The 14677-nt window shown below is 68.4% G+C and carries 15 protein-coding genes; 6 read left to right on the forward strand and 9 right to left on the reverse strand.

Translation table 11 applies throughout. The annotated features are described in order from the left end of the window. Positions 1-334: 334 nt before the first annotated feature. Entirely contained in the window at positions 335-976 is a 642-nt protein-coding gene (locus ACIPEK_RS42230; RefSeq protein ID WP_402007646.1) for a DNA-3-methyladenine glycosylase, read from the reverse strand. Positions 977-1049: 73 nt separating this feature from the next. Between ACIPEK_RS42230 and ACIPEK_RS42235 the strand changes: the two genes are divergently transcribed. The 3 genes from ACIPEK_RS42235 (at position 1050) to ACIPEK_RS42245 (ending at position 3077) form a co-directional block, all read left to right on the forward strand. Beyond that, entirely contained in the window at positions 1050-1832 is a 783-nt protein-coding gene (locus tag ACIPEK_RS42235) for a sporulation protein (protein ID WP_383081435.1), read from the forward strand. Between the two features lie 52 nt (positions 1833-1884). Continuing rightward, on the forward strand, positions 1885-2415 hold the full coding sequence (locus tag ACIPEK_RS42240; protein ID WP_402007648.1) for a YbhB/YbcL family Raf kinase inhibitor-like protein: 531 nt from the start codon (positions 1885-1887) through the stop codon (positions 2413-2415). Between the two features lie 155 nt (positions 2416-2570). Next, on the forward strand, positions 2571-3077 hold the full coding sequence (locus ACIPEK_RS42245; protein WP_383081429.1) for an HNH endonuclease: 507 nt from the start codon (positions 2571-2573) through the stop codon (positions 3075-3077). A 60-nt stretch (positions 3078-3137) separates the two neighbouring features. Here the strand turns inward: ACIPEK_RS42245 and ACIPEK_RS42250 are convergent, their stop codons facing one another. The 4 genes from ACIPEK_RS42250 to ACIPEK_RS42265 form a co-directional block, all read right to left on the reverse strand. Then, on the reverse strand, positions 3138-3905 hold the full coding sequence (locus ACIPEK_RS42250; RefSeq protein ID WP_402007650.1) for a sulfite exporter TauE/SafE family protein: 768 nt from the start codon (positions 3903-3905) through the stop codon (positions 3138-3140). 62 nt (positions 3906-3967) lie between these two features. Then, positions 3968-4897, reverse strand: a complete 930-nt coding sequence (locus ACIPEK_RS42255) for an SPFH domain-containing protein (RefSeq protein ID WP_266745381.1) — start codon at positions 4895-4897, stop codon at positions 3968-3970. A gap of 146 nt (positions 4898-5043) precedes the next feature. Further along, on the reverse strand, positions 5044-5472 hold the full coding sequence (locus ACIPEK_RS42260) for an NfeD family protein (protein WP_383081421.1): 429 nt from the start codon (positions 5470-5472) through the stop codon (positions 5044-5046). 90 nt (positions 5473-5562) lie between these two features. Beyond that, positions 5563-6360 carry an ABC transporter ATP-binding protein gene (locus ACIPEK_RS42265; RefSeq protein WP_114243799.1) on the reverse strand — a complete coding sequence of 266 codons (798 nt, stop codon included), beginning with the start codon at positions 6358-6360 and terminating at the stop codon, positions 5563-5565. A 143-nt stretch (positions 6361-6503) separates the two neighbouring features. On the opposite strand from ACIPEK_RS42265, the gene ACIPEK_RS42270 reads away from it, so the two are divergent. Continuing rightward, entirely contained in the window at positions 6504-7283 is a 780-nt protein-coding gene (locus tag ACIPEK_RS42270) for a hypothetical protein (RefSeq protein WP_351259236.1), read from the forward strand. A gap of 149 nt (positions 7284-7432) precedes the next feature. Here ACIPEK_RS42270 and ACIPEK_RS42275 read toward each other — a convergent pair whose 3' ends face one another. From ACIPEK_RS42275 to ACIPEK_RS42285, 3 genes are all read right to left on the reverse strand, one after another. Continuing rightward, complete coding sequence (locus ACIPEK_RS42275) at positions 7433-7681, reverse strand: chaplin (RefSeq protein ID WP_383081416.1); 249 nt, start codon at positions 7679-7681, stop codon at positions 7433-7435. Positions 7682-7825: 144 nt separating this feature from the next. Next, complete coding sequence (locus ACIPEK_RS42280; protein WP_402007653.1) at positions 7826-8470, reverse strand: response regulator; 645 nt, start codon at positions 8468-8470, stop codon at positions 7826-7828. Continuing rightward, positions 8463-9608: a GAF domain-containing sensor histidine kinase gene (locus tag ACIPEK_RS42285; RefSeq protein ID WP_402007655.1), complete on the reverse strand. Its 1146-nt coding sequence runs from the start codon at positions 9606-9608 to the stop codon at positions 8463-8465. The genes ACIPEK_RS42280 and ACIPEK_RS42285 overlap by 8 nt, the downstream gene beginning before the upstream one ends. 325 nt (positions 9609-9933) lie before the next feature. Here ACIPEK_RS42285 and ACIPEK_RS42290 point away from each other — a divergent pair, with 325 nt between their 5' ends. Both ACIPEK_RS42290 and ACIPEK_RS42295 read left to right on the forward strand, forming a co-directional pair. Then, a complete protein-coding gene (locus ACIPEK_RS42290; RefSeq protein WP_402007657.1) occupies positions 9934-10572 on the forward strand; it encodes a hypothetical protein in 639 nt (212 codons plus the stop codon). Positions 10573-11012: 440 nt separating this feature from the next. Next, positions 11013-11771 (forward strand): transglycosylase SLT domain-containing protein, encoded by a 759-nt coding sequence (locus tag ACIPEK_RS42295; protein ID WP_402007659.1) that lies wholly within the window; start codon positions 11013-11015, stop codon positions 11769-11771. 97 nt (positions 11772-11868) lie between these two features. On the opposite strand, the gene ACIPEK_RS42300 is transcribed toward ACIPEK_RS42295, so the two are convergent. Continuing rightward, positions 11869-14454 carry an FHA domain-containing protein gene (locus tag ACIPEK_RS42300; RefSeq protein WP_402007661.1) on the reverse strand — a complete coding sequence of 862 codons (2586 nt, stop codon included), beginning with the start codon at positions 14452-14454 and terminating at the stop codon, positions 11869-11871. Positions 14455-14677 lie beyond the last annotated feature (223 nt).

A 14677-nucleotide genomic window follows, 5' to 3' on the forward strand; every position in this document is an offset into this window, starting at 1 on the left:
CGCTTTCCAGTTCTTCGCTTTCGCGTTTCCCTTTCCGGCGGTTCCAACCTTACCAGACTTCTTTTCCGTTCCGTTTCCGGTCCGAATTTGAATTCCGATGGCCTTTGGAGTGGCCTTTGCCTTTCGGCGTGTCCACTACATTAACCGATTTCCTTGGCGACTCATAATCGAGTCGATGGGGTCGAATTACGGCATGCCGAATTCGCACCCGTCAGGGTGAGTCGTAGGTAGTGGTTGGCCGCTTCCGGATGCTCGGTGTGGTCCGATGGACCGTACCGATAGCAGTGCCCGTTTCAAGCGGCTCGGGCTACATTAGGCGGCCCCCAAGGGCGAGTCAAGTTGCGCGGCGGCGTGGCACGTGGGCTCTGTAGGGGCTCACCGTGGGGTCTCCGTCGATCCAGAAGCGCCACGGGTGTGTGGCTCCGTCGCCGCCCACTCCGGTACGCGGACCGTTGCGTACCTGGTCGCGGAGTGGTGGGGTGCCGTGCAGTACGGACAGCGGGGCGCCGGGGTGGGCGATGGCGTCGGTGCCGTTCAGTGCGCGGTCGACATCGAGAGCGGTGGCCAGTCGGGCCGGGCCTTTGGCCAGTTCCTTGTCATTACGGGCCGAGATTCGACGTTTGCGGGTGAGGTCGGCGCCGACCTGGATGTCGCCGGCGCGGAGCAGGACACCGCTTGCCTTGCCCTCCGGGCCGCACACCAGGTTGAGGCAGTGCCACATGCCGTAAGTGAAGTAGACGTACGCGTGGCCGGGTGGTCCGTACATGACGCTGTTGCGTGGGGTGCGGCCTCTGAACGCATGCGATCCGGGGTCGATCTCGCCGGCGTAGGCCTCCACCTCGGTGAGGCGGAGTTCGATGGGACCGTCGGGGGTGGTGCGCACCAGAGTCCGGCCCAGGAGATCGGGTGCCACGTCCAGTACGGGGCGGTCGAAGAAGTCGCGTGTCAGTGGCGTACGTTCCAAGCCCTCGATCATGGCGTTCGAGGTTACCGGGAACCGACCACGGTCGTGGCGCGTATCTAGGGGTCAGGACCAAGGAGGAGTAAACATGGGCTTCAAGCGGCTGCTCGCGAGCATGGGTGCCGGTGGTGCGTCGGTGGAGACCGAGCTGACCGAACTCAATGTCGTACCCGGTGGGGTCGTCCAGGGCGAGGTGCGGATCCAGGGCGGATCCGTGGATCAGCAGATCGAGGGGCTCTCCGTCGGTCTGCAGGCCCGGGTCGAGGTCGAGGGCCAGGACACGGAGACGAAGCAGGACATCGAGTTCACCAAGCTTCGGCTCGGTGGCGCGTTCGAGGCGCGGGCCGGTGCCGTGCACGTCGTACCGTTCGGGCTCGAAATTCCGTGGGAGACGCCGATCACGATGTTCGCCGGTCAGCATCTGCACGGCATGAACATCGGCGTGACCACGGAGCTGGAGATCGCGCGGGCGCTGGACTCGGGCGACCTGGACCCGATCAATGTGCACCCGCTCCCGGCCCAGCAGGCCATTCTCGACGCCTTCGGGCAGCTCGGCTTCGGCTTCCGCAGTGCGGACATGGAGCGCGGCCACATTCGCGGTACGCGCCAGCGGCTGCCGTTCTACCAGGAGATCGAGTTCTTCCCGCCGCAGCAGTACCGCGGGCTGAACCAGGTGGAGCTGACGTTCGTCGCGGACGACCGCGAGATGGACGTCGTCCTGGAGATGGACAAGAAGCCGGGGCTCTTCAGCGAGGGCAGCGACTCGTACCGCGCGTTCAAGGTCGGGCTGAACGACTTCCAGGGGACCGACTGGGCGGCTTACCTCAATCAATGGCTCGCCCAGGTCGGCGGTCAGCGCAACTGGCTCTAGGGTCGGCGGGAGACCTGCTGACAGCAGGAGAGCGATCAGGAGAGGTGCTGACGTGACCGAGCCGAAGAGGGCGCCGCTGCCGCACGACTTCCATCCCGAGGTGCCGTCGTTCACGGTGGTGAGCGAGGATCTCGCGCCCGGGGCTGTGCTGGCGGAGGCCCAGGTGTTCGCGGCCGGGAACACCTCACCGCAGCTGCGGTGGGAGGGGTTCCCGGATCGGACCAAGAGTTTCGCCGTGACCTGCTTCGATCCCGATGCCCCTACGGGCAGCGGATTCTGGCACTGGGTGCTCTTCGACATCCCGGCGTCGGTCACGGAGCTGCCGGCCGGTGCGGGCAGCGGGAAGTTCGAGGGCCTGCCGGCCGGTGCCGTACAGGTCCGTAACGACTACGGGTCGAAGGACTTCGGCGGTGCCGCGCCGCCGGCCGGTGAGAACCACCGCTATGTCTTCACCGTGTACGCGGTGGACAGCGAGAAGCTGGGTGTCGACAGCGATGTGTCGCCCGCGGTCGTCGGATTCAATCTGCGGTTCCACGCGCTGGGCCGTGCTCAGCTGATCGGTGAGTACACGGGTCCCGCCTAGTACCCGGTGATCCGAGAGTTCCCCTGCTGTTTGCCCTGCCCTGGTCCTGGAGAGATCAGGGCAGGGCATTTTTATTGCGTTGTCCATCACGGCCTGCCCAGCCAGAGTTGATCCGGGCCTGCCAGGGGGCGGGCGGCACACGGGAGGTGGGCGAGATGCGGGACACGCTGGTACTGAACGCGAGCTTCGAGCCGCTGTCGACGGTGACGCTGAACCGTGCGGTGGTGCTGATTCTGCAGGACAAGGCTGTCGTCGAGCAGTCGCACCCCGATCTCCGTATGCGTGGCGCCGCCGTGGATATTCCGGTGCCCCGGGTGATCAGGCTCTGCCGGTACGTACGGGTGCCGTTCCGAAGACAGGCTCCGTGGTCCAGAAGGGGCGTGCTGATACGGGACCAGCAGCGGTGCGCGTACTGCGGGCGGCGGGCGAGCACCGTCGACCATGTGGTGCCGCGTGCCCAGGGCGGTCAGGACACCTGGCTGAACACGGTGGCGTCCTGCGCCGAGGACAATCACCGCAAGGCGGCCCGGACGCCGGAGCAGGCGGGGATGCCGTTGCTGCGGCAGCCGTTCGTACCGTCTCCGGCGGAGGCGATGCTGCTGGCTCTGGGGGCAGGTGAGCGGTCGGCGCTGCCGGAGTGGCTGGACCGCACCGCGGCGTAGTCGGCGTACGCATGTTGTCGCATTGGATGCCTGTCTCTTTGGGAGGTGGGCATCCGTGTATCAGCGGAGCAGCAGCTGGACGATGGCGACCGTGCCGACCGCGACGACGAGTATGCGCAGGACGGTGGGGCTGAGGCGGCGGCCGATCTTGGCGCCGATCTGGCCGCCGAGTGCGGAGCCGACCGCGATCAGTACGACGGCCGTCCAGTCGAAGTCCGCGACGAAGAGGAAGAAGAGCGCGGCGATGCTGTTGACAACGGCGGCCAGGACGTTCTTGACGGCATTGAGACGCTGCATCGTGTCGTCGAGCAGCATGCCCATCAGGGAGAGGTAGATGATCCCCTGGGCGGCGGTGAAGTAGCCGCCGTAGACGCTGGCGAGCATCAGTCCGGCGAAGAGGAGCGGGCCGCCGTCGGGGCGGGCGGGGGTTCCGGTGTGTTCGCGTCTGCGCTGGACCGCTTTGCTGATGCGTGGTTGCAGGATGACCAGGACGAGGGCCAGGGCCACCAGGATCGGCACGATCGTCTCGAAGGCCGTGGAGGGCAGGGCCAGCAGCAGGGTGGCCCCGGTGAGGCCGCCGATCAGGGCGCCGATGGCGAGCTTGCGGACGCGACGGCCCTGTCCTGCGAGTTCCTCACGGTAGCCGATGGCCCCGCTGATGGAACCGGGGATCAGACCGAGGGCGTTGGAAACGGTGGCCGTGACCGGGGGCAGGCCGGTGGCGAGCAGCACCGGGAAGGTGATCAGCGTTCCCGACCCGACGATCGTGTTGATCGTGCCGGCGCTGATGCCCGCGACGAAGACGGCGAGCATCTCCCAGGTGGTCATGGTGAATCCCCCGTGCATGATCGGTGCTTGGTGCACTGATCATGCACGAGGGCGTGTACGCGTCAGTCGACCGGGGGCTGCTCTCGGCGTTCCTTGCCGGTGTCGAATCCGGGGACGCCGTTGCCGAGGTTGCCGAAGGCCCCGCTGAGGCCCTTGAGGGCGTCGCCGATCTCGCTGGGCACGATCCAGAGCTTGTTGGCGTCGCCCTCGGCGATCTTCGGGAGCATCTGGAGGTACTGGTACGAGAGGAGCTTCTGGTCCGGGTCGCCGGCATGGATGGACTCGAAGACCGTACGAATGGCCTGGGCCTCGCCCTCGGCGCGCAGGGCCGAGGCCTTGGCCTCACCTTCGGCGCGCAGGATCGCGGACTGCTTCTCGCCCTCGGCGGTGAGGATCGCGGACTGCCGGGTTCCTTCGGCCTGGAGGATCGCGGCGCGCTTGTCGCGGTCGGCGCGCATCTGCTTCTCCATCGAGTCCTGGATGGAGGTGGGCGGTTCGATCGCCTTGAGCTCGACGCGGTTGACGCGGATGCCCCACTTGCCGGTCGCCTCGTCGAGGACTCCGCGCAGGGCGGCGTTGATCTCCTCACGGGAGGTCAGGGTCCGCTCCAGGTCCATGCCGCCGATGATGTTGCGAAGGGTGGTGACGGTGAGCTGTTCGATCGCCTGGATGTAGCTGGCGACTTCGTAGGTCGCGGCCCTTGCGTCGGTCACCTGGTAGTAGATGACGGTGTCGATATTGACGACCAGGTTGTCCTGGGTGATCACCGGCTGGGGCGGGAACGGCACGACCTGTTCACGGAGGTCGATGCGGTTCCTGATGGAGTCGATGAATGGAACGACGATGTTCAGGCCTGCGTTGAGCGTGCGGGTGTAGCGGCCGAAGCGCTCCACGATGGCGGCGCTGGCCTGCGGGATGACCTGGATTGTCTTGATCAGGGCGATGAAGACGAGCACCACCAGAATGATCAGGACGATGATGATCGGTTGCATCGTGTTCCTCGTTGCCCTTCGGTTGCCGACGGATCGCGATGATCGAGGTCGAGATCGCGAGAGGGGCCGTATGCCTCGACGGCCCCGATCTCATGATGATCGACATCGAGTCTGCCAGAACGCGCTCTGCTGTGTGGGTGGTTCGGTCACATGACGACTGCCGTAGCTCCGTCGATGTCGACGACATCGACCTGTTGGCCCGGATCGAAGCTCTGGCCCTCGTCGAGTGCGCGGGCGGACCAGATCTCTCCGGCCAGCTTGATCCGGCCGCCGCTGCCGTCGACCCGTTCCAGGACGAGAGCCTGACGGCCTTTCAGCGCATCGATGCCGGTGGCGAGTTGGGGCCGGTCGGTACGGTGTCTGGCGGCGATCGGGCGGACCACGGCGATGAGGGCCACGGAGACCGCGACGAATACCAGTACTTGGGCCACGATACCGCCGCCGAGTGCCGCGACGACTGCCGCGGCGACCGCTCCGACAGCGAACATGCCGAACTCGGGCATCGCGGTCAGGACGAGCGGAATGCCCAGTCCCACCGCGCCGATCAGCCACCACACCCACGCGTCGATGTCCACGTGGTCATGGTAGGACTGCGGGTGCCCTCGCGGACAGGGCGCGGGCGGTCGGCTGCGGCGTTGTGTCCGGAGAGCGTCGTCCGGCTGCGGCTACGAGAGCGGCAGTCCGTGGGCCGTGTAGCGGTCGCCGGTGTGCTCGACGACGAGCGGCAGGCCGAAGCAGAGGGAGAGGTTGCGGGAGCTGAGCTCGGTCTCCATGGGGCCCGCGGCGAGCACCTTGCCCTGGCGGATCATCAGGACGTGGGTGAAGCCGGGGGCGATCTCCTCGACATGGTGGGTGACCATGATCATGGAGGGGGCATACGGGTCGCGGGCCAGTCGGCCGAGGCGGCGGACCAGGTCCTCGCGGCCCCCGAGGTCGAGACCCGCGGCGGGCTCGTCGAGGAGCAGCAGCTCGGGGTCGGTCATCATGGCGCGGGCGATCAGGGTGCGCTTGCGCTCGCCCTCGGACAGGGTGCCGAACTTGCGGTCGAGGTACTCGGTCATGCCGAGCCGGTCGAGGAAGGCACGGGCGCGCTCCTCGTCGACGGCTTCGTAGTTCTCGTGCCAGGTGGCGGTCATGCCGTAGGCGGCGGTGAGCACCGTCTGCAGAACGGTCTGGCGCCTGGGCAGCTTCTCGGCCATGGCGATGCCCGCGATACCGATGCGCGGGCGGAGTTCGAAGACATCGGTGCCGACGCCGCCGAGCTGCTCACCGAGGATCTTGGCGGTGCCGGTGCTCGGGAAGAGGTAGCTGGACGCGATGTTGAGGAGGGTGGTCTTGCCGGCGCCGTTCGGGCCGAGGATGACCCAGCGCTCCCCCTCCTTGACCTGCCAGGAGACGTCGTCCACCAGAGCGCGTCCGTCGCGGACCACGGATACGTCCACCAGCTCCAGTACATCGCTCATGGCGCGTTGTCTCCCCATGCAGTGTCGAGATCGTCGCGTGCCTGTGGGCACAGCTCCCAGGGAAATCTACGCCACCGCAGGAGAGCTCCCGGCGCTGGGCCCGCGTGACGACAGGCCCCGGGTCCGTTCCCTAGGCTGTTCCCATGCTTTCGGAACCACGCTCAGGGCTGCTGGCCGCTTGGGGAAACGCACTGCTGGCCGGACTTGTGTCGCCGGACGACGCGGCGCTCGCCATTGTCGGGGAGGACGCGGTGCACCGCGTCGAGGGACTGCCGGGTGAGACGGGGCCTGTCGGGCTCACGCTGGCGCTCGGGCGGTTGCGGAGTCTGGGGGTGACCGGTTTCCGGGTCGCGCTGCCGGCACCCGGGCATCCACTGGGGCTGAGCGGGCCGCCCGACTTCAATGCGCGGGCGTTGGATGCCGAGGAGGCGGTGGTCGCGTTCGGTGCGCCGTACGGACTGGTTCCAGAGGTGCGTGAGGTGGGCCCGGACGGGGATCTGCACGTCGAAGTGGTGTGGCGTTGTCTGCCGGTACGGGAGGCGCCGCCGGCCGATGTGCCGTCGCTGGGTGAGGCGGAGCGGGAGCTCGCGGAGGCGTTGCGGGATGCGACAGCGGTGCTGTCGCGGTTGGATGTGGCCGGTTCCGGGCCGGTGGCGGAGGCTGCGGTGGATGCGTACCGGGCACGGACGGAGCGAGGGCGCGAGGTGCTGGCTCCGGGGTATCCGCCGCGGGCGGTGCGGGTGCTGGAGCTGGCGCAGCGGGTCGGGCTGTTGATCTCGGTGGCGTACGAGAACGGGCACGGCGGGGCGGTGAGCGCGTCGGAGATCGCGGCTCGGCAGGAGGCGCTGAGGCCGGTGGAGCGGGTGGCCCGGCGGGCGCAGGTTGCCGCGTACAACGCGTATGTGGAGGAGCGGGAGCGATAGGCCTGGGCGAGGTGTCTTGCTTGCCCGGAGCCGTCCGGGAGCCGTTTCGTCCTCGATCGCCGGGCGGGCTCGAGTGTGCCGGAGTGGGCTCCGGATGCCGCCGGGCGGGCTCGATGCGCCCGGCCGGCGACACAGGACCGTGAGGTCGGTCAGCGGTTCAGGCCGAGGTTGCCGAAGGCCGGGTTGAGCAGGCCGATCACGTTGACGGTGTTGCCGACGACGTTCACCGGAATGTGCACCGGGACCTGGACGACGTTGCCGCTGACCACGCCCGGGGAGTGGGTCGCGGCACCGTGGGCGCCGGCGCCGTGGCCGGTGGCGGAGGCCGCGCCGGCACCGGCGGCGATGATTCCACCGGCGATCATGGTGACGGCTGCGGCCTTCTTCAGGTTCTTCACTTCAGGATCCTCCTAGCGTGGCTGCGGCAAGCCGCCGCAGCACCCTGGAGAACGCCTCAGGGTCGAACAGGTTGCGCCGTCCGGGTGACATACACCCGACAGTATGAATCTCGGTCCGGAGGGAAACAGTCCGCTTCGGTGCCGTCAGCCTGCCGCCCCGTGCCGGACAGCCCAGAGGGCCGCCTGGGTCCGGTCCGAGAGATCCAGCTTCATCAGAATGTTCGAGACGTGTGTCTTGACTGTCTTCTCGGAGAGGACCAGCGCCCGCGCGATCTCGCGGTTGGACCGGCCGTCGGCGATCAGGCCCAGCACATCCCGCTCCCGTTCGGTGAGGGTGCTCCCCCGGCCCGTACCGCCGCCCGCGTCGTCCTGGGCGAGCAGGGCTCCCGCGACCTCCGGCTGGAGCAGGACGTGGCCCGCGTACACCGAGCGGATGGCGCCGGCCAGGGCATCCGGGTCGACGTCCTTGTATACGTAACCGGAGGCTCCGGCTCGCAGGGCGGGGACCACGGTGCGCTGCTCGGTGAAACTGGTGACGATGAGGACCTTGGCCGGGTTCTCCAGCTCGCGGAGCTTGCGCAGGGCCTCGATCCCGTCGGTGCCGGGCATCTTGATGTCCATGAGGACGACGTCGGGGCGGAGCTCCTCGGCCCTGGCCACTCCCTCGGCACCGTCGGACGCCTCGCCGACCACTTCTATGTCGTCCTGGATCTCCAGGAATGTACGCAGACCGCGGCGGACCACCTGGTGGTCGTCGACCACCAGCACCCTGATGATCTTGTCAGCCACCGGGTACCTCCATCTCGATCGTGGTGCCCTTGCCGGGCGCCGATTCAACGGTGAGCCTTCCGCCGACACCGCTTGCGCGGTCCCGCATCGACACCAGGCCCAGGTGGCGGCCTGCCTGCCGGGTCGCCGTGGGTTCGAAGCCACTGCCGTCGTCGGTGATCCGCAGCAGCGTGCCGCTGCCGTGCCGGGCCAGGGTCACGTCGACGTGCTCGGCGCCCGAGTGGCGCAGCGCGTTGTGCAGGGCCTCCTGGGAGACGCGGAGCAGCGCTTCTTCCTGGGCGGCGGGCAGGGCCCGTACGCCCAGGCTCTCGAAGGTGACCCGGGCCGCGTGGGCGCGGTCCAGGACCTGGATCTGGGTACGGAGTGTGGCAATGAGGCCGTCCTCGTCGAGCGCGGCCGGGCGCAGTTCGACGACGGCGGCACGCAGCTCTTCCACGGCTTCCGCGGCGAGCGCGGCGACCTGGTGGAGCTCGCCCTTGGCTCGGGCCGGGTCGCGGTCCACCAGGGCGGTGGCGGCCTGGGCCGTGAGCCGCAGTGAGAACAGCTTCTGACTGACCGCGTCGTGCAGCTCATGGGCGAGCCGGGAGCGCTCCTCGGCGATGGTGAGCTCGCGACTGCGTTCGTACAGCCGGGCGTTGGTGAGGGCGATCGCCGCATGCTGCGCGAGGATCGACAGCAGTTCCTCGTCCTCGGCGGTGAAGCCGCAGCTGCCCTCGGGTTTGGGGCAGCGCTTGTTGGCGAGGAAGAGCGCGCCGATGATCTCGTCGCCGTCCCTGATGGGCAGGCCGAGGAAGTCGGACATGTCGGGGTGGGCGTCGGGCCAGCCCTCGAAGCGGGGATCCTTGCGGACGTCGGCAAGTCGCTCGGGCTTCGCCTCGTGGAGCATCGCGGCGAGGACGCCGTGCTGCCGGGGCAGGGGACCGATGGCCTTCCACTGCTCGTCGCTGACGCCGTCGACGACGAACTGGGCGAAACCGCCGTGGTCGTCGGGGACGCCCAGGGCGGCGTACTCGGCGTCCAGCAGCCGGCGGGCCGAGGCGACGATCGTCTTCAGGACATCACGCACTTCGAGATGCCGGCTCATGGCGAGCAGCGCGGCGCTGACCGCTGCGAGGCCCGACTGTGGGCGATGACTCATGGCCTCACCGTACCGGCGGGGCGGGGACGCCGTATCGGCCTGTGGACGGTGCCGGCCGGGACGCAGGGACTAGGTCCGGTCCAGGTCCTGTGGTCCCAGGCCGAAGTGCCTTGCGGTGGTGCGACTACAGGACGCGGCGCCTGCGTGGGGCGGCGTTTGTGCGTTGGGGGGGTGCCAAGGTTCATCGGTGCTTGCCCACGTAACCAGGGGACGGTTGTCATGCCTGTCGCAGTGATCACGTTGCTTCCAAGGGGCTGGGGCACGCGCTGGGGGCGGAGCTCGCGCGGCGGGGCCGGGATCTGTGCGGGATGCCAGGTCGGCAGGGGTGCCGGCGCGGACCGTGAAGGAGCTGGGCGACCGGTACGGGACGCAGGTGGCCGGCGTTGCCGGGGATGTCATGGACGCCGGGCACCGAGCGGAGCCGGCGGCAGCCGCCGCGGTGAACGGGCGGGTGAGAGGTGCCCGGGTGGTGGTGGTGGTGCACTTCTCCACAGGGGGCGAGGACGAGCGGTGGGCGTGGAACCGCGTCGGCCGGACGGCACGGGCGACGGTGCCGCGCCCCGGTGGTCCGGCCGGGACGGTCGCCCCTCTGCCGAGCGGCTCGCGGCTCGTGCTGGAGGAGCCCTTGGACGGTGCGGGCCAGGGGGCGCGGCTGTGGTGGGCGCAGGTGCCGGTGGATGTGCCGGGGCTCGGCTGTGGTGGGCGCAGGTGCCGGTGGATGTGCCGGGGCTGCTGTGGTGGGCGCGGGCGGCCGGTCCGCTACGCGTACCCGGAGCGGGATCAGCCGCTGTCCGCGTACCGGACCGTGTTCGCGCTGCCCTCCGCCGACGGCAGCGGTTCGACGGAGATGCCGAGCGCCGCGCGGCCGTTCACCGCCCGGTGCCCCGCTGACACTGCACACCGCGTCGGCGGAAGCGCACGACGGCGGTGGACGGCCTGCCGTCCGGGCCGCACACGAGCCTGAGGCCTCGTATCTGCTGATGTCTGCGGTGGTCGCGGGGCGGGACGCCCTGGCGTACGGATACGCCCAGGCGCTTCGCCATCGGTACCTCCGGCATGAGTCGGGGGACGTCCAGCTGCCGCTTTCAGGGCCGGGACCTCACACTCCGAATTGCTGCAGCAACGGTTGGTCAGTTTGTTGCACGGTCGATGTGAGGCCGGGCATAGGACCCACGTCACTTACGAAGCCGGCTAGTGGATAGACAAGCGCCACATCAGTGGTCATGAGCGTGGACCGCCACGTTCGAGCGCGACCGTGATCCACTATCCGAGGTCGTACGTCACACCTTTGCCACGGGATTTTGCTGACGCTAAGAATTGCACTCGTCCCCGACGGAGATGCGAAAACACCGCTTCCCGTCTTCGTCCTCCGTGAGGACTCCCGCGATTCGTTAGAGGTCCTGTATGTCCGTGTCCAGCATCCCCGGCCGTCGTCGTCGACTGAACAAGACGCAGAAGCTCTCCGTCGCGGGTATCTCCGCCATCGCTGTCGCATCGCTCTCGTTCTCGCTCGTCCCCGCCAATGCCGAAGGCAAGCCCGAGGCGCAGACCCCCGTGTCCGCCGCTCCCGTGGCCCTGGCATCGGTCGCCGGTACTCCGCAGGTCAAGACTGTTCAGGCCAGCCTCATCGAGCAGCACTCCACCGCCGAGCAGCTGGTGAAGGCCGCCGACCTCGCCAGGGCCAAGGAGGCCGCCGCCGTCAAGGCGAAGGCCCAGGCCGCCGCGAAGGCCAAGGCCGCCGCCGCCGAGGTCAAGGCCCGGGCCGAGGCGAAGGCCAAGGCCGTCGCCGAGCGCACCGGGACGCAGGCCGCCAGCCGCTCCGAGGCCCGTACCCCGGTCTACGCCAACAACCTGGACGGCTGGATCCGGGAGGCCCTGGACATCATGAAGTCGCGCGGCATCCCCGGCTCGTACGACGGTCTGCACCGCAACATCATCCGGGAGTCCAGCGGTAACCCGAACGCGATCAACGGCTGGGACATCAACGCCCGGAACGGCGTTCCGTCCATCGGCCTGCTGCAGATCATCAAGCCGACGTTCGACGCGTACCACGTTCCCGGCACGGCCTTCAGCCAGTACGACCCGGTCGCCAACATCACCGCCTCGGCCAACTACGCCGCCGACCGTTACGGCTCGATCGACAACGTCAACAGCGCGTACTGATCGACTCCGGACGCCCTCGGACGACATACGCATACGCCGAAGGGCGGCACCCCGCGCGGGGGTGCCGCCCTTCGGTGTTCCTTGCCGGTGCCCGCGCCTACTTGCGCATGACCTCCGGCTCGTGGCGGCGCAGCAGTCGCGCGACCGCGATGCCGCAGATGATGCCGAGCAACAGCAGCACCGAGATGTTGATCCCCCACTGGCCTGCCGAGTGCTCCCACAGCGGGTCCAGGTCGGTCGGGTTCTTCGGGTCCCACGGCGCCATGAGGTGCGAGAGGTCGAGCGTCGTGCCCGCGCCGGCGATGGCCCAGCGGGACGGCATCAGCCAGGCGAACTGCTCCAGGCCGGGCGATCCGTACACCTGGAAGAGGATGCCGGTGAAGACGACCTGGACGATCGCGAACATGACCAGCAGCGGCATCGTCTTCTCGGAGGTCTTCACCAGCGAGGAGATGACCAGGCCGAACATCATCGAGGTGAAGCCGAGCGCGGTGATCGTCAGGCAGAGCTCGACGGCCGGCGGCATGATCAGACCCTCTGCGGGCAGCTCACGGGTGGAGAATCCGATGCCGCAGATGATGACGCCCTGGATGGCCGTGATCACGCCGAGGACGATCACCTTGGACATCAGATAGGCGGAACGGGAGAGACCGGTGGCCCGTTCCCGTTCGTAGATGACGCGTTCCTTGATCAGTTCTCGTACGGAGTTGGCCGCGCCGGAGAAGCACATGCCGACCGCGAGGATCAGCATGATCGTTCCGGCGGCGCTGTTGAACCGGGACGGCGGGTCCGGCGGGGCCAGGCCGAACTTGGCCGGGATGACCACGCTGACGATGCCGAGCACGGCGGGCAGGATCACCATCAGGCCCATGAAGCCCTTGTCGGACGCGATCACCGAGACGTATCGGCGCATCAGTGTGAACAGCTGAGCCGTCCAGCTCTGCGGCTTGGGCGGTCGCAGCTGCTGCGGGGGCGACATGTGCATGGGCTGCGGGGCGACGGCGTCGATGTCCGCGGCGTACATCTGGTAGTGCTGCGAACCGCGCCAGCGGCCCGACCAGTCGTAGTCGCGGTAGTTCTCGAACGCGGAGAAGACATCGGCCCACGTGGTGTAGCCGAAGAAGTTGAGCGCTTCCTCCGGCGGGCCGAAGTAGGCGACGGAACCGCCCGGCGCCATGACGAGCAGCTTGTCGCAGATCGCCAGCTCGGCCACGGAGTGCGTGACGACGAGGACCGTACGGCCGTCGTCGGCCAGGCCGCGCAGCAGCTGCATGACATCGCGGTCCATGCCCGGGTCGAGGCCGGAGGTCGGCTCGTCCAGGAAGATCAGCGACGGCTTGGTGAGCAGCTCCAGGGCCACGGAGACACGCTTGCGCTGACCACCGGAGAGCGAGGTGACCTTCTTGTCCTTGTGGATGTCGAGCTTGAGCTCGGCAAGGACTTCGAGGATCCGGGCCTGGCGCTCGGCCTCGGTGGTGTCCGCGGGGAAGCGGAGCTTGGCCGCGTACTTGAGGGCCTTGGTGACCGTGAGTTCCTTGTGCAGGATGTCGTCCTGCGGGACCAGGCCGATACGCTGGCGCAGCTCGGCGAACTGCTTGTACAGGTTCCGGTTGTCGTAGAGGACATCGCCCTGGTTGGCGGGCCGGTAGCCGGTGAGCGCCTTGAGCAAGGTGGACTTGCCGGATCCTGACGGGCCGATGACCGCGATGAGCGACTTCTCCGGGACGCCGAAGGAGACGTCCTTGAGGATCTGCTTCCCGCCGTCGACCGTCACCGTGAGATGGCGGGCGGAGAAGGAGACCTCACCGGTGTCGACGAACTCTTCCAGCCGGTCGCCGACCAGGCGGAAGGTCGAGTGGCCGACGCCGACGATGTCGTTCGGGCCGATGAGCGCGGAGCCGGACTTGGAGAGTGGCTGGCCGTTGACATAGGTGCCGTTGTGGGATCCGAGGTCACGGATCTCGAAGCGGCCGTCGGGCGTCGCGTGGAACTCGGCGTGGTGGCGCGAGACCTGGAGGTCGGAGACGACCAGTTCGTTCTCGAGCGCACGACCGATGCGCATGACACGGCCGAGGGCGAACTGGTGGAACGTGGTCGGGCTGCGGTCGCCGTAGACCGACGGCGCCCCCGCGGCACCGCCGGGCCCGTCCGCGCCGGGCGTCTTCGCCATGCCCTGCTGATGCGGGACCTGGTGCTGTTGGGGCTGCGCGGGCTGCTGTTGCGGCTGGACCTGAGGGGCCTGCTGCCAGCCCTGCTGCGGCTGTTGCTGCGGCGGAACGGGGGCCTGCTGGCCGGCCCGGCCGGCGCCACCCTGCTGGGGCTGCTGGCCGGGGGCCTGCTGCGCGCCCGCGCCCTGCCCGCTGTACACATCGGCGCCCGCTGCGGCGCCCATGCTCAGCCGCGGTCCGTCAGTGGCATTGCCCAGGTGCACGGCGGAGCCGGGCCCGATTTCCAGTTGATGGATCCGCCGGCCCTGCACATAGGTGCCGTTGGTGCTGCCGTGGTCCTCGATGAACCAACTGTGGCCCCCCCAGCTGATCGTGGCATGCCGCCACGACACCCTGGCGTCGTCGATCGTCAGGTCGCCCTGCGGATCGCGCCCAAGGGTGTACGACCTGGACGGATCGAGCGTCCAGGTCCTGCCATTCAATTCCAGTACGAGTTCCGGCACTCCGCGCCCCACTAGTTGTCCCCCGAGTTACCCCCATCACAGGGAGTCTAGGGATGCTGAACATCGTGGGGAACTATTCCAGGAGCAGTCCCCGATACGAAAGTCGGGCGGGGTGAAGACCCTGCCGAGACCTGCGTCGTTGTGCCGTCGAATCGGGAGGAACGGGCTCGGGGAGCGGCAAGTCCGATGGGTGCGTACGAGTGCGTGCGGACCTTGAGCGAACAGGCCGGCCCGA

Origin of the sequence: Streptomyces sp. NPDC088246, from assembly GCF_044741025.1 — a bacterium.
Lineage (GTDB): Bacteria > Actinomycetota > Actinomycetes > Streptomycetales > Streptomycetaceae > Streptomyces.